Source organism: Nostoc sp. DedQUE09, assembly GCF_034530915.1.
GTDB lineage: Bacteria > Cyanobacteriota > Cyanobacteriia > Cyanobacteriales > Nostocaceae > Nostoc.
This window is the reverse complement of record NZ_JAVRCE010000028.1, coordinates 75,239-94,888: the sequence shown is the minus strand read 5'-3', so window position 1 is coordinate 94,888 and position 19,650 is coordinate 75,239. Positions and strand designations below refer to the sequence as shown.

The window sequence follows — 19,650 nt, the reverse complement described above, 5'->3', positions numbered from 1 at the left end:
TTCCCTTTAACATGCACCCTTTTCCCTAAGAGTGCAAAAATATATTTTTGCAAGAAATCTAATATGTTTCCTCAATTTGATAGCTGAATTTTCCCTTTTAGCTACAAGTATCAGCTGAAGCTGAGGTCATCGTTCTTAAATCGCCTGTAAATGCGGCTGTGTATTCGTAAGGTGATGCACCATAGCAATTCATGGAATTTGTATAGGTGTTACGGGGAGTCCACCATGACGTTGCTTTCACAGTCAAATTTGCGCCATTCCATGACAGAGAATTGACAAGTAAAGAGTTAGTTTGGCCATTATCAAACTTTTTAGAAGAGAAAAATGTGGCATAATCAACCTGGCCATTAGCTGGATTAATCCGGGCTATAACTGCGGCTTGTGGCCCGCCTCCATAACCATAGCTAGGCAACCACCGACCACTGGCAAAACGCCTAAAATCATTACCTGTTTGACTGCCTGTGGAAGAGTAAACGCCATATAAAACATCACTTCCATTCCAATACAATCCGTAACCTGTACCATCGTCACCTGTTGTCTCGTAATCATTACGACACCATGCTTTTATCCCATTATTAAAGCGGATAGTTACAGGGTTTTTGTTATTAGAGAATTGCTGATAACCAATGTAAATTCTTGCTGTTCCATTAACTACTTTGGGGCCATTTTTAGCTGCGATTGTCGCTTCACTATCATTGCAACTGAATGTCACAGCTTCACCGATCGATGTATTTATGGTTTCGGCTAAAACTGGAGCAGTTTTTTGTGTAAGAACTAAATCACCTACTAAAATCACAGACACAGAAATGCCCGCAAAATACTTTTGTAATTTGCCAGAATAAATCATGTTATGAATCTGCCGAGACAAGGAACGGAAAACACCGTACCACTATAAACTCTAATCAGTATTTATACAAGTAAATGGTTTCAAAACACCACCCCGCAAGAGTCTCAGCATTCCAAAACATTAGACAAACCTACAAAATACCTGATCTAATATGCATGACGATGCATGATAGTAGCTGTATATAATTGTTGTTTATCAAAGACTATTGGTAAATATAAAAAATTGCAATAGGTTATGGTAAATCATAAACAATTGCAGTATTTTAGAAAATAATTTTAATTAGCAAACTAGCCTTTGATCGTGCCCTACATACCTAACAAGAAGATTTATTTACCTTTATGCAATGCTTTTATCCAGGCTGTATTAGGTAGTTTTAGGATTTTCATCTGATGCTTCTCCAGCAGCAGCTTTTAAGCGGCTCAATCTGCTTTTTCGAACCCGTTCACTATCGCGAACCCCACCCGCCATTTCATATTCGCTGCTATCTTTGCCATATTTAAAAGCAACCCCTCTTACCATCTTGTCTGTAAGATTACTTAGGGTTTTTTCCATCGCATCAATTTGAGTTTTGGAAGAATCAATTACAGTTAAAGCAGTGTTATAAGTATTAAGCATAGTTCTTAACTGCTCAATTGCTTGACTTAAGTTTTGCAAATTGCAATCATTATCAAAACTCATATTTGAATCAATTGCTTTTAGTCCAGCGGATCTCAACTCAGCTTTTTCGAGAACACGGGATGTACGTTTTTTACGAGACATCAATATATTCCTTAGAGAGGTTTCTAAAGCTACTTTGCCTTACTAAAGCTGTTTTTTGGTTCAGTAAAATTAGTGAAAAGTTATATTTGTTAAAAAAAAACAAACTAATATAAGTAATTTCTCTTAATTTTTAGTTTGTATCTGTTTTTCTTTGCAATTGCTTTAATCTCGATGAGAAACATTGCAATGTTGATGAGGAACATTGCAATGTTGATGAGGAACATTGTAATGTTGATGAGAAACATTGCAATGTTGATGAGGAACATTGCAATGTTGATGAAGAACATTGCAATGTTGATAAGGAACATTGTAATGTTGATGAGGAATATTGCAATGTTGATGAGGAATATTGCAATAGACTTCTGGGCATTTGTCGGGAAAAGGGTAAGGGGGAAGGGGGAAAGGTTCTGTATTGTCCCCTTCCCCTTTAACATGAACCCCTTTTTCCCCCTCTTGCAAAAAGCACTTTTGCAAGAGACTCCATGATCTGCGCTCACAAGGAACAATGAAAATGATCTTGGAACGATTTTGCGTTGTTTCAGCCTCTATTTTCAAGGCAGGTCTAATGTTTATGCGAATAATATCATGTCCGCCAAATTACCCATAATAAAAGAACCCCACCCCCAACCCCTCCCCGCTCTTCGGGAGGGGAGACAAAGCACAGCTTTGGCGGGGTGGGGTTCTTCGGATTTATAGCAAAGTGCTGAGTGCTGAGTGCTGAGTGCTGAACAAAAACCCAGTCGTTTCAGGCCTTTGAGCAATCAACACTGTCCTAACCTATGTGACTACGGCTATAATAAGCAATCAAGCGGACATGATATAACAACCGACATTAGCGGTTCCCATTCAGATGCGGTATAACATCATATCGCGTGGTGTAAGGCACGGCACTGCCCATTGGTGTTAACTTAAGCCGAAACTCTTTTAAAGCCTCGTTTCTAGCCTCTGGCTGGAAATGCTGCTCCTGGCGGCTCTGCTGCCAGCAAGAGAGGCGGAGCCTCAAAGATGAGCATTCCCAGTCTCCGACTGGGAACGAGGCCCAAATTGTGATTAATCGATACCAGAGATGCCTACAGCAACGCATACTTCATCTAATCGAAAATTGTTGTCAGTACTTTTTAAGTAGATGAAGTACAAAGTGCAAAACTTATACATCAGACATAAAAAGTTTCTGCCTCCTGCCTCTTTGTACTTCATGTAGAAAGAAACTTATGAGCGCAAGGCTTTTACTGGATCGATCTGGCTAGCCCGCACGGCGGGAAGCAAACTAGCTCCCACACCCACCAGTAGCGCTGAACCCACTGCCAACACTGCAATTTTGCTATCAAATTTATAGGGCAAGCTAAAGGTATCAGTAATTACAACAGTCAATCCATGCACTACTCCTAGAGCCGCTGTTCCACCTATTAAACTTAAAAGCATCGCCTCTAGAATAAATTGCAGCATGATTTCGCGTTGGGTTGCACCTATGGCCCGTCTTAAACCTATTTCAGCGGTTCGTTCATTTACCGAGGCAATCATAATATTCGCAATCCCAACACCGCCAACTAACAACGCGATCGCTCCTACTGCTGTTAGACCTTGAGAAGCCATCTCTAGAGTTTTCTGCTGCTGTATAATATCTGATACATTATTCCAAAATTTAAATTTGTACCCTGGAAATCTTTGTAACAGTAACTTCTCTGCTTGCTGGCCTAACTCTTCAATATCTTCAAGTGAATAAGGGCGCATTTGGATGCTCCCAATGTCGCGGCTACCAGTCAAAGCGTTGTAAATAGACATCGGCACATACAGTTGACCCGCCGGGGGTGCATTTTCATTTAAACTAGTTTCTACCACCCCGATGACAATATAGGGTCTGTCCCCAGCATAAATCAGCTGACCTACAGGTTCTTGCTTTTGAAAAAGTTGTTCTGCCAGCAATTGATCGATTACTATTACTGGGCGGTAGTTGGCAAAATCTTCAGAAGTGAAAAACCGTCCTGACACCAATGATTTCCCTGAAGTCAACAAAAAATCTTGGGAAACAGGTGACAAGGTTGGAGTAAATTCCTTATCCCGAAATATAGTTGGCGTAGAACCACCCCAATTAAAAGAACTGATCGCCTGCAAGCCCACCATTCGCTGTCGTAAGAATTCCATATCTTCCAACTTGAGTTGAGTGGCTTGACCACCAGAATCCCAATTTGGATAAACTGAAACTTGAGGCGCGCCTCGTTTTTTTAATTGTTGAGCGATCGCATCTCGGCTAATATTACCAACCTGAAGTGTAGCGCTGACAGCAGCCACACCCATAAATACCCCCAGAGTAGTCAGAGCAGAACGCAAGGGGTTTCTACCTAAAGAGTGAAAGGTAATATTTAATAAGTCAAAAGCTGAAAGAGCCATAATAGTCGCTTTGCTCTAGCTTGGGGATTGGGGATAAGAGGCAGGGGGGCGGAGGGGCGGAGGGGCAGGGGGGCGGAGGGGCGGAGGGGCAGGGGGGCAGAGGGGCAGAGGGGCAGAGGGGATAAACTTACTGCAACTTCTCCCCTGCTCCCTTGCTCCCCTGCTCCCTTGCTCCCCTGCTCCCCTGCTCCCCTGCTCCCCTGCTCCCCTGCCTTAACTGGCGTTCCTGGTTTGAGTTCCGACTCAACGGGCGGCAGTATAACCTGTTCGCCGGCATGCAAACCAGAGGTTACTTCTACGCCCATTAACCCCTCTAATCCCAGATTAATGGTGCGTTTTTGGGCTTGATTTTGGCTATCCAGAACCCATACAAAGGGGCGTGGTTGCGATCGCACAATTGCCTCTGTCTTCAAAACTACTACGTTCTGCCGTTGCTGCAACACAACCTCAACATTTACCCTGCTACCAGGGAGCAGTGTGCGAGTCGGGCTATCAAGCTCAACCGTTGCGGGTACTGTTGATTGCTCTGATTGTTTTGAACTGCTACCATCTTGTTTTTGGGCTTCCGGGCTGAGTGCTTGAGGATACAAGCTTTGCACGCGTCCAGAGAATTTCTTGGCATTAGGCCCAATCGCATTAATGCGGGCAAGTTGGTTAACCCGAACTTGAGCAGCGTTGAGGGTAGAAAGCTGGAGTTTCACCAGGACTTTTCTAGGATCGCCCAAAGTGAGCAGATTGGTACGCAACTCGACCCCATCACCATTTTCTACACTCACACCCAAGACTACGCCATTCAATGGTGCAGTTACAATATTATCCTGGAGTTGCTGCTGAATAAGTTGGCGCTCCAATTGCAAAGTCTGAATTTTGAGGGCGGTTGTACGTGCCTCTGCTTGACTATCTCGCAGACTAGCGCGAGCAACGCGTACTGCATCTTCTTGCGTTTTGGCTTGTTCTTGGGCAATAGCTCCTTCTCGCACCAGAGGAGCAAGCCTCTGGAGTTGTCGTTCCTCGGCTGTTAATCGTTCTTGGTCTTCAATAATTTTCTGGCGACTACGTGCTAGGTTGATTTGCTCTTGCTGGATTTGCAACTGCTGATTGGTAAGAGCAATTTTTCGCTCAGGGTAGCGCAGAGTCAGCAGCACTTGACCAAGTTTTACCCTCTCACCAGGTTTTACCATGACTCGTTCGACTGCACCCTCTTTTGGGGACTTCAAGATTCGCTGTTCTCGTAACTCAACAGTACCGCTCTCATTGATTGTGGTTTCAACATTACCTCGCTCCACAGTTAACAAGCGTACTGCTACTGGTTCAGGAGGTTGGTTCAGAGCTAAGAAGTAGGTCAGCCAACCGCCAGCGCTAGCTAAAGCCAAAACTCCTGACCAGGCTAGCCATCGACTTGGGATATTAAATTTATCTTTTTCATATTTCCAGTTCATGACAACTCGATCCAGTGAGTTTGCAGTTGATTACAAGCGATCGCAAAGTAGATGGGCAGGGGGGCAGGAGGGAAGAGGGTTTTATTCTGGCGACATAATTAACGTTGGAGAATCTCCCAGACAGAGATCGAAGACGACGAGGCGACTGTTGTCCAAAACGCGGCGGAAATTTGAACTGAGATAATTTCGTAGACCAGAGTAATAATCAAGCCACCAGAAGGCCGGCCAGGCAATAATCATAAAACTTGCTCCTGCTTGACGCATTCGTTCAAGTTCTTGGATCGCCATCTCGTCATCCAGTGGCGCTCCCCAGTACTGACCCTCATGTTCTAAAAAGGGTAGAGCATCTAATTCCGCCAGAATCTCGCAGCCCCATTGATTTTCATCGACCAAAATCAAACGCTTCCCGGCGGGAATCACAAATGCAATTTCCCGCATCGCAATCTGTAGCCGCTCTGACCAACTCAAATTAAGTTCAGGTATCAGTTCAGATGTCAACTCACTACGGCGCATATTTATATACAACAGGCGCTCTGCTAGCCACTGACGATAAGATGCATCCTCTGCACGCGGTGACTGTAACAAATAAGCGATCGCATCAGTACGTTCTGCTACCACAGCCAGCGAACCTGTTCCCCCTGGAGAGTGGAAGCTAACCTGGGAATCCTGTTCGACGTGAAACCGCACTTGCGCTAACTCTTGAGCAATAAAGAAGATGTCGAATTGCGCCGCTATCCGCAAGTATAAGTTCAGGTCTAGCATATACTTAGAATGCGGGATGTCAAATGTGCCAACTACTGCAAGTGTATAAGCACGAAACATGACGGCTGAGGTACGCAAAATCCATTTTTGCCCATCAACAATTTGGTGAATGAACTCTAGCCCGTCGATTGCTCCTACTGGGAAGTTGTCGGAAAGTTCCGTCTTTGTTACATCCACTCGGACATTAGAAATGTCAATAAACCCAGCTTGGGCAACCGAGAAACCAACATTTGGATGGTTATCTAATGCTAAGACAGATTCACGGATGAAGCTGGGTAGCAAAATATCATCGTCCGACAAGATACTGAGATAAGGGCTAGAATTTAGCTCAACAGCCAGCTGCCAATTGCCAAAGATGCCAATATTGGTTTCGTTGCGGACATAAGTGATTCGTGGATCTGCGAATGAGCGGACAACCGCCTCTGTATCATCCTCAGAAGCATTATCCAATACAAGCACTTGGTAATCTCGATAGTCCTGTGCCAATGCACTCTCAAGGCTAGCTTTTAGTAATTCCGAGCGATTGTAAGTTGGGATTGCGATCGTAACTTTGCTTTCAGGTTGCATATCGTTTGGTAATAACGGCCAGGTAGTTCAAGCTAAAATCCGTAAATCAAAGACAACCAAGCGCTCATTTTCCAAAACACAACGAAACTTAGTACGCAAATAGCGAGCGAATTCAACATAGTAGTCAAGCCACCAGAAGGCAGGCCATCCAAATACGATGAAACTTGCGCCTGCACCGTGTAATCGCTCGAATTCTTGAATCGCGATCGCATCATTTGTTGGTGGGCCCCAATAGAGACGATTTTTTTCTAGAAAGGGGATTGACTGACTATTTTCAAGTAGTTGATGTTGCCCGAATTGATTCATATCAACTAAAATATATTCTTGTTCTCCAGGAATGAAGGGTTCTAATTCTTGCCCCAAATCGACCATGCTTTGCAGAGATTGATGATAAGAACCTTTCCAGTGTTCAAAAGCATCATCGATTTGAATGCCCTGGTCTTGTAAATACTCGCGTAAGACTGCCACTTCATTGTGATAGTGGTTAAGTCGCCATTTGTAACTACGCTTGCTAGTGCCATTGCTGGCATGAATGCGATACAAAGCTTGATATTCAGGAATGCGCTTGATGCTGCCAGAGAAGGGAGCAAGAATTGCTAGGTAAGAATCGGCATTGAATCGATAGCGGCTTTCCGGCAAGGGCAAAATCTTTTCTAAGTAGCTGCGCGACCAAGCATTACCACTGGTAGGGGAGAAAATATGACCTTCTATACCGCCTTTAATCTGGGCATCACGCAAATCTCCCTCTGACAAAGGATCTTCGGGAATTAACTTTCCTAACAGCTTGCCATGAACGTCAACGGCAGACAGAGGCCAATGTACCTTAACTACATTTGGATCGTGCAGCAGTTCAACTGCTTTTCCAATCGCACTAGGTAGTAAAACATCATCTGCATCCAAGAAGCAGATCGTTTTACCTTGGCTAATCTCAAACCCGGAATTGAATGCGGAGCCTTGACCGCCATTCTCCTTTAACAGAGGGATAATGCGTTCTCCATAATCAGCAACAATCTGCCGTGAATTATCTGTTGAGCCATCATCAACCACAATTACTTCTGTCGACTGATAATCTTGATTTAAAGCACTTTCAATCGCTTCAGGCAGAAAATGCCCGTAGTTGTAGTTATTGATGATAATACTGGCTAGAGGTTTTTGCATAAGCGTAGGTCAAATATAATCACACAGTCATTTCGCAACACACAGGGGAATTTTTGACGTAAATAGTCATAAAATTCAACGTAATAGTCCAGCCACCAAAAAGTGTGCCAAAGGAAAACGATCGCACTAGCACCTATTTGGTGCAGGCGATTAAATTCTCGGATAGCCGTCTCGTCGTCTGCTGGTTGCCCCCAATACTGCCCGTTGTGTTCCGTAAAGGGGATAGTCTGAAAACCCTTGATGATTTCGTTACCGTTCAGGATGTCCTCATCGACCAAAATAAATGATTCCTGCGGTGATATCAGAGTTTTGAGTTCTTCTCTAATTGCATGAAGCTGACCGATGCGATTTCGCTCCATGACAAAATCTAAATCTGCGGTTACACGAACCAGATTCCACTTTTTTTGAATGCGATCGATCTCGCTAGCAGCTTGTTGAAGATCCCATCTTTGGCAAAAATAGTCGAGTTCATCTAAATGGGGGGGATAAGGATGCCAAAAATGAATAATAGATTTCGGCTCAAACACAATTGGAATTTTGGCATTATATAAAGCCAAACTAGAATCAATCCAATCTAGATAAATAACATCTCCATCAAAAGGATTAACTTTGTCAAAAACACTCCGGCGATAAAGCTGACAATGAGCTTCTCCAGACAACTTTATCGTCCGGCGATCGCAACCTTTATCGAGTTGAAGATCGCCTGTCGGTGGCAAGATTTCCCATTTGACTCCGTTGGCTGTTTGTACTGGCTGAACCTCACCCAAGCCTGGATCCCAGTGAATTTTTGTCTCTCCTAAAGGCCCTTCAATAATGCGTGGGATTGCCACATCTGCGGAATGTTCTTCACAGGCAGCGATCAAATAGGATAACCAGTCCTTCTCAACCAGAACATCATTCTCGATAAAACACACAAAATCATCTTTGGCTTCTTGAATCACCAAGTTTTTTGCTTGGTTAGGCATTAGGTAATCATTCGCGTGAATGATCTTGACATTGCTACGCCCTTGTAGCACCTCTTCGATTTGCTGCCAATATACCTTTGGGGTGTTGCCATCCACCACAATCAGGTTAAAAGGGATACAGGTGTAATCAAAAATTCGCTGCAAACATTCAGCAGCCAGAGAAAACTGTTCGCGAGGAGAAAAGCCGATAGTTACTGTTGAGGTCATAATATCTCCTAAACTGAATGGCAGTTAGTTCATTGCCGCCTCTAGCAGAGACGAAAGAACTTTATCTGAGTCAAAATATTCCTCTGCTAACCTCCGTGCTGCATACTGATGTCGCTCATAGTCAGCGTTGATGGCTTCTACACCTTTGACTACCTCCTGTTGGTCGCAAAAAGTTAAAATCCCTTCTCCGATGGGCAACCAATCGCTTAAACCTGTGTCTTGTACTAGAATTGGCTTACCGGAGGCGAGGTAACAAACGCTGCGATCGCTAAACCAGCCGCCTTTGGTAGCAACATAACCCTGTTTTGCGACTCCAAACTCAGCGCGGGATGCTTGGACGAATTTCTGGTAAGATTCTGGTGTAAAGGATGCCAGCCATCCGGGAATTACCTCCCAGCCCGACTGCGATAGTTCATTAGGAAAGCCGCCGCTTAAGGCAATCCGAAACTGCTGTTTGGTAAGTTGTGGTATATCAATAAACTTTAAAAACTCTTTATCCTTGTTACCGTAAGTGACTCCTTCGTAGACCACCTCGCGATAACTTTGCCACTGCATAATCGAACTGAAGTGGGTGGAGTTATCGTTTTGAGTCACTGGCCAGTAAGGCAGTGCTACAAGAGGTAATGTCTTGAGCCAATGCTTACCGTTTGTGGGGATACGACAGTCTTGGGCATCAATGCGTTGTCCAATCGTGAACAAGCGATCGCAATGTTCAATTGTCTGTACTAATTCTCCATGACCGCAAGCAATATTAATCTGAGTGAAACCGGGATCGGCATCAATATAAATGCGGCGCTGCGGCAATCCATATTCCTCTCTCCAGAGAGAAACTGGCGAACCACGGACAATCATCAAATCAGCTTGGGAGCAGATGTCTTTAAACTCGTCAACCTGCATCCCGACAGAGCGATCGCCTGCGCGGTAGATCCATTTGTTTGCAAAGCCCAGCGGTTCCAGGCAGTTTCTTACATAATTGGTGGGATAGTCTAACTCGGTTGTAAATTCCTCAGTTTGCCAGTTATAAACCCACGACTCTAAACCGCATTCTTCCAAATAGAAAATATCATGCCCAAGGGCACGCAGACCCAGAAGGTATTGTAGGTCAGACCAAGCGTTGCCGCCTATGGGAAATCGACCGATAGCACTAGCAAAAATTATAATCATCCGACTTCAACTTTTTCTAACTCGTTTTGAACTGTAAATTCCAGTTCGCGCTGGAGATTGAATACGACAAAATAATTGTTTTCTAGGATGCAGTCGAACTTTGTCCTCAAGTAGTCGTAAAACTGGGAATAATGATCGAACCACCAAAAGGAAGACCAAGCGAAAACAATAAAGCTGGCTCTCAATTGGCGCAACCGCTCTAGTTCCTGAATAGCAGTGCTGTCATCCGCAGGTAAACCCCAGTATTTTCCTTCGTGTTCTAGAAAAGGTATAGTTCTCCACTGGGAAAAAGTCTCTTTACCAAGTTTGTTCTCATCAACGAGAATAAAGGTTTCTTCTTTGGGGATAATGGTTTCCAATTGTTTTACCGATTGTCTAACTTGCTTTAGCCAGCGTGCTTCAGAGCTTTTGCTATAAGCTTTGGCAAGTTTTGAACCAATAATAGGTAAGTATTCAGTGGCAATAATCAAATCACGCACCAAATCTTGTTGATGATTTTTTATCCTGTTGGCTAGTTCACCGTAGCAAAGTAAGCGATCGCGCCAACTCAAAGGCGCTCGATTGATGCCTGCCATATATTCAGCAAACATCCTCCAAGAAGGGAAAATCAGCTTTCCAGCCATTTTGGGGTCGAACCAGACAATAGCCTTATGAGGTTGGCGATAATCAAAGGCACGCGATCCCCGCTGACTGTGGTCTCGACTGTAGAAGAGATACTCAGGAATCTGATAAAATCTTCCATGAAGACTTAATTCCGCCAGTAAAGGCAAATCGTGAGCCGGATAATTTCCCAGCAAAGGAGTTTTGTTTAAAACATCTGCTCGAATTAGCCCTGATATCGGATTAGATGACTGGAAAATTTCCTCGCTAATAAACTCTCGAAATCTTTTGGAGGGAATTGTTGAATTGATCTCTGCGTTAGATTTTAACTGTTTGAAAGGTTTTCCTTGAGCATTAATAGTGATTGTTCTGGCATGACACAAGATGATTGTCGGTTCTCGATCGAGAACTTTGACGCATTCGGCTATAAAAGTAGGCGCACAGACATCATCGTGAGCGGCCCATTTGAAATATTCGCCAGTAGCCATTTGAAACACACGGTTAAAATTGTCGGCAGCTCCAAGGTTTTCTGAATTACGATAGTAACGAACTCGCCGATCTTGAGTTACATACGCCTGACAAATTGCTTCAGTGCAATCGGTCGAAGCGTTATCAGAGATGATTAATTCAAAATTTTCAAATGTTTGATTCAAGATAGAATCAATTGCCTCTTTAATAAAGTTTTCTCCGTTATAAACAGGAAGACCAATACTTACCTTTGGTGATTGAGTGTTCATTTTTGATTAATCTCTCATATTTATTTTAAATTTGTTAAATGTTTTGATTAGCTGATGATTTCTTCTTTATTGGCAGTCAGGGAAATGAAGATATATAAGGTATATTCGTGGTTAAAGCTGTCTCCAGTAGTCGAGGTAGCACCACTTTATAACTAAAGAATTGCTCGGCTAATTCCCTTGCTGCCTGACAGTGAGCCTGATAATTTCTATTGACGCGATCAATGCAATCTACCGCTTCTTCCAAAGATGAAAACGCCAACACACCTTGCCCCGTCGGTAGCCAATCGCTAAATCCAGTATCTTGTAAGATCGCGGGACGACCAGCGGCGAGATAACAAACACTGCGATCGCTAAACCAACCGCTACGGGTTTTGACATAAGCCTGTTTCGCCACGCTAAATTCTCCGCGTGAATTGATTAAATACGTTTGATAGGTTGATAAGTCTACGCTTACCGCTCCACCGTCTCGTATCAGCCATCCCTCTGTTAAAAATTGCGTTTGAATCTCCGAACTTGCCCCAGAAAGCGCCAGTTCCAAACGTTGTGCTGTATGGTTTGGCAGGTTCAGCAACCGCAAGAATTCTTCACTCTTTTGCCCGTAATACTCCCCTGCATAGGCGATCCCTCCATAAGCATTCCAGTTAGCAATTGTCGTGAAGGGAGCATCTGTAATACTTTCTACAATGGGTTGTTCGTTCACAGTCGCCCGTTTCTGCCAAATTTCAGGCACCACAGGCGGAACCGTAGGATGCCAATCAATTCCGCGCGTCGGAACCGTACAATCGGACTTACCAATATTGCCACCATAGCTAAAATACATCTGATATTCGTCCAAATCCTCGACTGCAAAGCGCCCGATCTGGGTAAAGAAAGGGTCTAGATCGATCAGAGTACGCCGATGACACAGACGAAACTCAGGCAACCAGCAAACCCCTCCAATATTCAGTAGCAGATCAGCCCCTTTTAGCATCTCCTTTAAGTCGTCCCAGGTTGCCCCCCAACTCTGGCCAGACTCGCGATTGACATAGCATATTGGGATTTGTAAATCGAATTTAGCCATCACGGCGTGAATAATCTCAAATCCTGGTAGTGGATCATCACTGTACTCCTGGCGCACGGGATTGTAACAGGATTGCGACCAGCCACTTTCTTCCAAATACAGCACATCATGCCCCAGCCGTGCCAACCCCAGCAGATAGTGAAAGAAGACAAAGAGCATTCCTGCTACGGGATATCGAATCATATAGCCACAAACCACAATGCGTGCCATGCTTATAACCCTGCTCGCTCCATAAGACTGCCAATCACTTTCTCTGCGGCAAAGTACTCTGAGGCAATTTCGCGGGCTGCCCGACAATTGCCTTCGTAGTCGCTTTCGATCGCATCCACTGCCGCCAGAATATCTTCCATAGTGTTGAATGCAAATAATCCCTTACCCGTGGGCAAGAACTTGCTAAACCCTGTTTCTTGGGTAATTACAGGACGGCCTGCTGCTAAATAGCAGGCAGAGCGATCACTAAACCAGCCACTATGCAATCGCGTGTATTGATCCTTAGCTACGGTGAATTCTCCGCGCGATCGCTGGATATAATTGCGGTAAGAATTCAGATTTTGGGAGAGTTCCATCGAGTCTACCTGGCTCCAACCGTGTTTTTGCAGCAGGTGTCGGACATCCTGACTGATATCAGCCGCCGCAATCTCAAATTGCACTGAGCGCTGGTGCGGCAGATCGATAAATTTTTCAAACTCGCGTGCCTTGCGCCAGTAATAGGTTTCACCCTGATAGGTAATATCTTTACCTCCCTTGTTATCCCAAGTGGTAATGGTGTTGTAAGCGATGCCAGGCGTGTTATCTGAGGTATGCCACAAATCTGTTGCGATCGGTTGACGAGTCGGCAACCACTCAAAGCGGGAAGTTGGGACTCCACAATCAGGCGCGCCCAGATTTTCTCCAAAGCTAAAGTGTGTATCATGGGCTTCCAGATCGGTAATTAAGGTTTTGTCTCCCTGAACAACCCGAATCTGAGAGCCAACTGGATCGGACTCAACATAGATGCGGCGACGACAAGCTAAATGTTCTTCACGGATTTCTTGAGCGCCAGTTACATTCAAGAATGCATCTGCTTCCTTATATAGGTTGAGGATTTGAGCTTCGCTCATCCCATAACACTCGCCCCCTGGATAGTGGCCACGAAATGCCCAACGCTCTTTAAAGCCATAGTCCTCCAAAATTGGTGCGACTCGCTTAATGTTCTCGCTAGCGTCTGGAGATAAATCGTTGATTAAGGGATTGTAAACCCAGCGTCCTGAATCTTCGATGTAGTAGGGATCGTAGCCGAGTTGACGCAACCCAAGCATATAGTGGAGAAATTGATAAGTTACTCCTGCTAGGGGATACCAAAACAAAATCCCGAAGACAATAATTTTTCCCTTAGTGGGGGATTCACAATTCATGCTTGCTACCTCCTGCCTCTAACTGGCGAACAATCCGGGCAGGATTGCCAGCCACAACGCTATACGGTGGAACATCCTCGCTAACAACAGATCGGGCACCAACGATCGCCCCTTCACCGATTGTCACTCCCGGCAAAATACAGGCATCAAATCCAATCCAGACGTTATCTTGAATCCAAATTGGTTGGGCTGGGACATCGGCGCTAAAGGATTGAGAAGGTTGACACGATGCTTGTTCTAAAATTTTTCGTCGCTTGCCAATGTCGAATGGTAAACGGTAGGTATCCATTATGACAACTTGCCAGGAGATCAAAGCATAATTGCCAATCTTCAGTTCGGCATCGCAGACGATGCGGGCACCGTGAATCAATGCATATTCCCCTACCTTTACCTGAGCGCGGGAACCTATGTCAAACATAGTATCTTTATATACAGCAGATCCTTTACCCAATCGTAGCCCTACTGCCAATTGGCTGTGGTAAAGTTTAAAGCTAAGGCTAGTCTCAATATAAGTGTCGTCTCCTAAAACAACATTGTCGGGAATCGTTCCCGGATACCAGTCCCACGGCAATGTTCGTGTGGCTTCCATTAGGCTTCTACCTCCCCAATCACCTGGGCTGGATTGCCCATCACCCTACTACGTGGTGGTATATTCCGTGTCACCAATGCCCCAGCCTCAATCCAAGCTCCCGCACCAATGCGAACTCCTTTAAGGATCGTGACATTGGGACCAACCCAAACATCATCTTCAATGATCACCGGCTGGCACATCACAGGAGGGCGGAGCCGTCCTTTTCCTAGAGGAGAGCAGGCGATCGCATCTGCAATTCTTTCTGCTGGTGCGATCGGATGAAAGTCAGTGTCAGCGATCGTGGTATTCCATCCCAAAACCACATAGTTGCCGATGCAAATTTCCTGTTCGCAAAGCAGAATGACACTAGTCAAATAGCAATAATTTCCAATCTCAACCCTAGCAGCTTTGCCCAGCGCAAAATGTACATAATCTATCGTGCAGTTTTCTCCAACAAGCAGCGCGGGGTTGATGCGGCTCTGGAAGCGAGCAAAACAGCGCTCATCATGGTTGATAACACTGTTAAGTCCCACCTGGACATTGGATGGAAGAGCTATTGTCTGGCAGTCGGTTGGCTGGTTGGTTAAATCATTCACAATTTCAGGGGAGCGCTGCATGTTGTAATGCGAATCAAAATGGGTTGGTAAACGGTCTGTTAGGTTTTGGAAAATATGTATAATTTAGTAATACAATTAATCAGTATTTTGGTATTTTACTAAACGGATATTTTTGCAATTGCTGTATTTACCTTGAATTCTGACTTTTGCCTTGCGGTACTAGGCTGATGCTGGTTGAGTTGAGCCGAAGTGCAATTTATACAGCTTCTTGTAATAGCCACTTACCGCTAGCAACTCCTCGTGAGTTCCCATCTCTACTACTTTCCCCCGATCCAAAACTACGATTCGGTCAGCTCGTTGAATTGTCGAGAGGCGATGGGCAATGATAAACGTAGTCCGTCCTGCCATCAGTCGTTCTAAAGCTTCTAGCAGCAGAAACTCGGTTTGAGCATCTAGAGCGGAGGTGGGTTCATCCAGAATTAGCACTGGAGCATCCTTGAGCAGGGCACGGGCGATCGCTAATCGTTGCTTTTCTCCTCCTGAAAGTGTGGCTCCGCGCTCACCAATTACCGTGTCATAACCTTGAGGTAATCGTTGAATAAAGGTGTCAGCATTGGCAGCTTGGGCGGCTTTGGCGATCGCTTCACGGCTAGCATTAAAGCAGCCATAGGCAATGTTCTCAGCAATAGTTATCGGCAGCAAAAATGGTTCTTGCAGCACTAGGGCAATTTGCTCGCGCAGGCTTTTCAGTTGCACATCTCGTACATCCACCCCATCAAAGAGAACTCGTCCCTGCCAGGGATCAAAAAAACGAAGGATCAGGGAGACTAGGGTCGTTTTGCCAGCACCAGTTGCGCCTACTAGTGCGATCGTTTCTCCCGGTCGCGCTTCTAGGGTAATTTCTTGGAGGACGGGATAGTTCGGTTCGTAACCGAAGGTGACTTTCTCTAAACATACGTGTCCTCGTCTTCCCAGCGGACGAACTGGCAATGGTCTGGCAGTAGCAGCATCCTGCACCCCATCTTGAGCATCCAAAACCTCTAACACTCTTCGAGCACTAGCTGCTGCTGCCGCAAAACTGGACGACACATAAGCTAGAGTCGCCATCGGCACGTACAAGGAGGCGAGATAAGAGAGGAAAACTAGTAAAGAACCAATTGAGAGTGATCCATCTAAAACCTGGAAGCCACCGTAAGCCATGATTGCTGCTGTTCCAACTGCTGTTACCCCGCCCACCCCAACTTTGAATTGCATTTGGGCAAGGATAGAGCGCACATAAGCTTGGAGGGCTTTTTGAGACAGGTAGCGAAAGCGCTCATCTTCGTGTGCTTCACGTCCGAATGCTTGAATAATTGGTAATGCTGTCAGGGTCTGCTCGCTCAACGCCACGATCTCACCTTCAAATTGTTGATAATGATAGGTTCGTTCAGTCATGGGCTGGTTAAAAACCCAAATTAGTAACATTATTAAAGGAGCAATCATTAGCGAGAGCAGTGAAAGGAAGCGATTAATCTGCCACATCACGGCGAACATTGCGACCAAATTCACCACAGAAGTAAGCACGGGCAGAAAAACCCCCATCGCCAGATTCTGAATACACATGCTGTCGGTCATTACCCGCCTGACCAAATCGCCAGCACGCTGTTGGTTGTGGAATCTCAAAGAAAGATGCTGTAAGCGATCGAACAGTGCTGCTCCCAAGTCATAAACCATCTGGCTGCCAACACCAGCTCCAACATATTCTTGTATCAGCCGAACTCCCTCACCAGATAAAAATAGAACGATTGTGGCACCTGCTAACCAACCGAGCAACTGCATATTGGATTCACTACCAGGCAAGGTTTTGAGCCAAACAACGCTATTTGGCAGCGCTTGGTTGTTCAGGACGCAATCAACGATCAACTTCAAAGGCCAGGGCTTGAGTACATTCAGCCCGACATTAATCAGCATTAGCAGCATGACAAAGGTAAGTCCGCGCCAACGAACCAGGGCGTAACGTGCCAGTCGCAGCCACCACCATTTCATAGAACGACCTCCTGCGGCGGTTTGGAAAACTGCAAGGAGTGCAAACGCTGGTAGAAACCACCGACAGCTAGCAACTCTTGGTGCGTTCCCATCTCTACAACCTTTCCTTGTTCCAGAACCACAATCCGATCTGCTCGTTGAATCGTGGAAAGTCGATGGGCAATGATAAATGTAGTCCGGCCTGCGATCAGGCGATCTAAAGCTTCCAACAGTAAATTCTCAGTTTGGGCATCCAGGGCAGAAGTAGGTTCATCGAGAATCAGTACTGGCGCATCCTTGAGCAGGGCGCGGGCGATCGCTATTCGCTGTCTCTGTCCCCCAGACAGGAGTCCTCCTCTTTCGCCAATCAGGGTGTCATAACCTTGGGGCAACTGTTCAATAAAGTCGTCCGCCTTGGCCGCTTTGGCTGCTGCGACAATCTTCTCTAAACTTGCTTCTGGACTCCCGTAGGCAATATTCTGTGCTACCGAGAGGGGCAGCAAAAACGGTTCTTGCAACACCAGGGCAATTTGCTCGCGCAAGCTTGCCAGTTGTACATCTCGGACATCCACTCCATCAAAGAGGACTCGTCCCTGCCAGGGGTCAAAAAAGCGGGGAATCAGGGAAACCAGTGTACTCTTACCAGCACCTGTCGCTCCTACTAGTGCGATCGTTTCTCCGGGTCGCGCTTCCAGGGTAATTTCTTTGAGGACGGGATAGTTAGGTTCGTAACCGAAGGTGACTTTCTCTAAACATACGTGTCCGCGTTCTCGCGGTGGACGAACTGGCAATGGTCTAACATTAGGGGCATCTTGCACCCCATCTTGAGCATCTAAAACTTCTAAGACTCTATCTATATTGGCATCTACAGACTTCAGGCTCCCGTAAATGCCAAATAGACCCTTAAATGCTCCTTGTATAGATTGTAGATATGCTAGGAATACAAGCAGGCTACCGATACTCATAACCCCCAATAACACTTGCTGGCCGCCCACATACAGAACGATCGCAGTACCAATCGTTGTCACAATACCATTTGCCACACCGTAAACACTCTTGAGCAGAGTTTCGCGTTGTGAGAGAACAACTGCGTCTGCGGCTAAATGCTCAAACTGCCGGGTATTGTAACTCTCTCTACCAAATGCCTGAATCATGGGAATTGCTGTGACTGTTTGGTGGACAAAGCTGGTGAGGCGGGACTGAGCTTCGCGGTTAAGTTTTGTCCGGCGCTTGAGTCGGGAACCAAAAACAAGGGCTGAACCGCCCATCACTGGTGCTACGAAAAGCGAAAGCAGCGTTAGTAAAGGACTCAGATTCCAGGCGACGATGCTAATAGTTGCTAGCGTCAGCAGGTACTGCACAGGTGAAATCAGCAAAGCACTGCTCAAGGTGTAAACGCAATAGGTATCGCCGGCTAGACGGCTGAGGGAATCACCGACAGTCCGTTGGCTATGGAACAGCAGTGAAAGGCGTTGCAAACGATAGAAGAGTTTCTGGGCCAGTTCGTAGACCATACTTTGCCCGGCAGCACTCCAGGCCCAGCTAAGGCTAGTTTCTAGGGTAGCGTTTAAAGCATAAAGTCCAAGGCTACAAACAGCGGCGACAATGACCAGCAGTGATGGTGTAAGCGCCAGGTTAAAAGTCCCCAGGAATGAGCGAACCAGCGGGGGGATGACTGCCTGTCCGAAAGCATAATCCACCAAGATTTTCATGGGCCAAGGTTGAAGTGTGGCGGTGGCTGAAGCGCCGGCCGTGAGACCGAGGATTGCGATTAAGGTGCGCCACTGGCGCAGCGGATATCGGAGCATCTGCCCGTATCGATGCATTATTGCTTTGATCTCTTGCCTCACTTACAGATTTACCTCCCGTCTGGCCATTTGCTTACTGGAGTACCAAGACGTTAGTCATGGCTGTAATACACTTTCTAAGACAGACTTGTTGCTGTTGGTTTGTATTGGCAGTAAGTACACTCTTTTGGCAAGAATCTCCAGTACCTGGTAGAGAATACGTCCTAACTGGAAGTTCTGATATAAGATGAAAGCGCTGTTGAGCATACCTACTGCAATTGTGACTGTTGCTACTTCTGGCATTCCCAGAACGATCGCCACAATTGTAAATAGACAATAGCCAACCATCGCCATAATGGCTAGCTGTGACATTCTCAGGGCACACCGCACCCGCAAAACTCTTTTGTTACCTCCATGATTTTCGGTACATACTTTCAGTTGAACTTTTGACCAAATTCCCTGGTAAATCTCTAGATCCCAGTCGCTCCAGCCTTGATCCATCGCAATGAAATACTTGCAAGGCACGAGTAAATCCATTACCTTTTGCAGCAGGTTCTCCTTCTCTATTCCTGTTTCTGTCCAATAGGACAACTCATAGGCGCGATCGCGCCAGGAAATATTTACTCTGCTGGCTGGCAAATCAAATTGAATTAAATCTGCTTGAGTTAGTGTTTGAGTCATTTT

Annotated in this window: 17 protein-coding genes and 1 pseudogene; all 18 read right to left on the bottom strand. The window is 45.6% G+C overall.

Translation table 11 applies throughout. The features are described 5' to 3' along the window. Window positions 1–97: 97 nt before the first annotated feature. The gene (locus tag RMY27_RS18830; protein ID WP_322665754.1) at window positions 98–847 is read right to left on the bottom strand and encodes a hypothetical protein; all 750 of its coding nucleotides are present in this window, start codon (window positions 845–847) and stop codon (window positions 98–100) included. A gap of 363 nt (window positions 848–1,210) precedes the next feature. Then, window positions 1,211–1,606, bottom strand: a complete 396-nt coding sequence (locus tag RMY27_RS18825) for a hypothetical protein (RefSeq protein WP_322665752.1) — start codon at window positions 1,604–1,606, stop codon at window positions 1,211–1,213. A gap of 104 nt (window positions 1,607–1,710) precedes the next feature. Next, window positions 1,711–2,103 (bottom strand): hypothetical protein, encoded by a 393-nt coding sequence (locus RMY27_RS18820; protein WP_322665750.1) that lies wholly within the window; start codon window positions 2,101–2,103, stop codon window positions 1,711–1,713. 335 nt (window positions 2,104–2,438) lie between these two features. After that, window positions 2,439–2,609 carry a hypothetical protein gene (locus RMY27_RS18815; protein WP_322665748.1) on the bottom strand — a complete coding sequence of 57 codons (171 nt, stop codon included), beginning with the start codon at window positions 2,607–2,609 and terminating at the stop codon, window positions 2,439–2,441. 206 nt (window positions 2,610–2,815) lie between these two features. Continuing rightward, window positions 2,816–3,994 carry an ABC transporter permease gene (locus tag RMY27_RS18810; RefSeq protein WP_322665746.1) on the bottom strand — a complete coding sequence of 393 codons (1,179 nt, stop codon included), beginning with the start codon at window positions 3,992–3,994 and terminating at the stop codon, window positions 2,816–2,818. Further along, window positions 3,967–5,433, bottom strand: coding sequence for an efflux RND transporter periplasmic adaptor subunit (locus RMY27_RS18805; protein WP_322665745.1), 1,467 nt, complete (start codon window positions 5,431–5,433; stop codon window positions 3,967–3,969). The genes RMY27_RS18810 and RMY27_RS18805 overlap by 28 nt, the downstream gene beginning before the upstream one ends. An 81-nt stretch (window positions 5,434–5,514) precedes the next feature. Continuing rightward, window positions 5,515–6,762: a glycosyltransferase family A protein gene (locus RMY27_RS18800; RefSeq protein WP_322665743.1), complete on the bottom strand. Its 1,248-nt coding sequence runs from the start codon at window positions 6,760–6,762 to the stop codon at window positions 5,515–5,517. Between the two features lie 27 nt (window positions 6,763–6,789). After that, window positions 6,790–7,920, bottom strand: a complete 1,131-nt coding sequence (locus tag RMY27_RS18795) for a glycosyltransferase family 2 protein (protein WP_322665741.1) — start codon at window positions 7,918–7,920, stop codon at window positions 6,790–6,792. Next, on the bottom strand, window positions 7,905–9,092 hold the full coding sequence (locus RMY27_RS18790) for a glycosyltransferase (RefSeq protein WP_322665739.1): 1,188 nt from the start codon (window positions 9,090–9,092) through the stop codon (window positions 7,905–7,907). Before RMY27_RS18790 ends, RMY27_RS18795 begins: the two co-directional genes overlap by 16 nt. A gap of 24 nt (window positions 9,093–9,116) precedes the next feature. Beyond that, the gene (locus tag RMY27_RS18785; protein ID WP_322665737.1) at window positions 9,117–10,256 is read right to left on the bottom strand and encodes a glycosyltransferase family 1 protein; all 1,140 of its coding nucleotides are present in this window, start codon (window positions 10,254–10,256) and stop codon (window positions 9,117–9,119) included. After that, window positions 10,253–11,593, bottom strand: a complete 1,341-nt coding sequence (locus RMY27_RS18780; protein WP_322665735.1) for a glycosyltransferase family 2 protein — start codon at window positions 11,591–11,593, stop codon at window positions 10,253–10,255. The genes RMY27_RS18785 and RMY27_RS18780 overlap by 4 nt, the downstream gene beginning before the upstream one ends. 76 nt (window positions 11,594–11,669) lie before the next feature. Then, on the bottom strand, window positions 11,670–12,863 hold the full coding sequence (locus tag RMY27_RS18775) for a hypothetical protein (RefSeq protein ID WP_322665733.1): 1,194 nt from the start codon (window positions 12,861–12,863) through the stop codon (window positions 11,670–11,672). Window positions 12,864–12,865: 2 nt separating this feature from the next. Beyond that, window positions 12,866–14,047: a hypothetical protein gene (locus RMY27_RS18770; RefSeq protein ID WP_322665732.1), complete on the bottom strand. Its 1,182-nt coding sequence runs from the start codon at window positions 14,045–14,047 to the stop codon at window positions 12,866–12,868. A 25-nt stretch (window positions 14,048–14,072) separates the two neighbouring features. Next, window positions 14,073–14,222, bottom strand: a pseudogene (locus RMY27_RS35540) (chloramphenicol acetyltransferase); the annotation flags it as partial. Between the two features lie 413 nt (window positions 14,223–14,635). Then, window positions 14,636–15,235 carry an acyltransferase gene (locus RMY27_RS18760; RefSeq protein WP_322665728.1) on the bottom strand — a complete coding sequence of 200 codons (600 nt, stop codon included), beginning with the start codon at window positions 15,233–15,235 and terminating at the stop codon, window positions 14,636–14,638. Between the two features lie 159 nt (window positions 15,236–15,394). Further along, on the bottom strand, window positions 15,395–17,200 hold the full coding sequence (locus tag RMY27_RS18755) for an ABC transporter ATP-binding protein (protein ID WP_322665726.1): 1,806 nt from the start codon (window positions 17,198–17,200) through the stop codon (window positions 15,395–15,397). Continuing rightward, on the bottom strand, window positions 17,197–18,987 hold the full coding sequence (locus RMY27_RS18750) for an ABC transporter ATP-binding protein (protein WP_322665724.1): 1,791 nt from the start codon (window positions 18,985–18,987) through the stop codon (window positions 17,197–17,199). Before RMY27_RS18750 ends, RMY27_RS18755 begins: the two co-directional genes overlap by 4 nt. Window positions 18,988–19,083: 96 nt before the next feature. After that, window positions 19,084–19,647, bottom strand: a complete 564-nt coding sequence (locus RMY27_RS18745) for a hypothetical protein (RefSeq protein ID WP_322665722.1) — start codon at window positions 19,645–19,647, stop codon at window positions 19,084–19,086. Window positions 19,648–19,650: the final 3 nt, after the last annotated feature.

What these genes read in the sequence shown, in the direction of transcription:
- RMY27_RS18830 (WP_322665754.1), bottom strand. Translation starts at nt 847, where the DNA reads ATGATTTATTCTGGCAAATTACAAAAGTATTTTGCGGGCATTTCTGTG.
- RMY27_RS18825 (WP_322665752.1), bottom strand. Translation starts at nt 1,606, where the DNA reads ATGTCTCGTAAAAAACGTACATCCCGTGTTCTCGAAAAAGCTGAGTTG.
- RMY27_RS18810 (WP_322665746.1), bottom strand. Translation starts at nt 3,994, where the DNA reads ATGGCTCTTTCAGCTTTTGACTTATTAAATATTACCTTTCACTCTTTA.
- RMY27_RS18805 (WP_322665745.1), bottom strand. Translation starts at nt 5,433, where the DNA reads ATGAACTGGAAATATGAAAAAGATAAATTTAATATCCCAAGTCGATGG.
- RMY27_RS18800 (WP_322665743.1), bottom strand. Translation starts at nt 6,762, where the DNA reads ATGCAACCTGAAAGCAAAGTTACGATCGCAATCCCAACTTACAATCGC.
- RMY27_RS18795 (WP_322665741.1), bottom strand. Translation starts at nt 7,920, where the DNA reads ATGCAAAAACCTCTAGCCAGTATTATCATCAATAACTACAACTACGGG.
- RMY27_RS18790 (WP_322665739.1), bottom strand. Translation starts at nt 9,092, where the DNA reads ATGACCTCAACAGTAACTATCGGCTTTTCTCCTCGCGAACAGTTTTCT.
- RMY27_RS18785 (WP_322665737.1), bottom strand. Translation starts at nt 10,256, where the DNA reads ATGATTATAATTTTTGCTAGTGCTATCGGTCGATTTCCCATAGGCGGC.
- RMY27_RS18780 (WP_322665735.1), bottom strand. Translation starts at nt 11,593, where the DNA reads ATGAACACTCAATCACCAAAGGTAAGTATTGGTCTTCCTGTTTATAAC.
- RMY27_RS18775 (WP_322665733.1), bottom strand. Translation starts at nt 12,863, where the DNA reads ATGGCACGCATTGTGGTTTGTGGCTATATGATTCGATATCCCGTAGCA.
- RMY27_RS18770 (WP_322665732.1), bottom strand. Translation starts at nt 14,047, where the DNA reads ATGAATTGTGAATCCCCCACTAAGGGAAAAATTATTGTCTTCGGGATT.
- RMY27_RS18760 (WP_322665728.1), bottom strand. Translation starts at nt 15,235, where the DNA reads ATGCAGCGCTCCCCTGAAATTGTGAATGATTTAACCAACCAGCCAACC.
- RMY27_RS18755 (WP_322665726.1), bottom strand. Translation starts at nt 17,200, where the DNA reads ATGAAATGGTGGTGGCTGCGACTGGCACGTTACGCCCTGGTTCGTTGG.
- RMY27_RS18750 (WP_322665724.1), bottom strand. Translation starts at nt 18,987, where the DNA reads ATGCTCCGATATCCGCTGCGCCAGTGGCGCACCTTAATCGCAATCCTC.
- RMY27_RS18745 (WP_322665722.1), bottom strand. Translation starts at nt 19,647, where the DNA reads ATGACTCAAACACTAACTCAAGCAGATTTAATTCAATTTGATTTGCCA.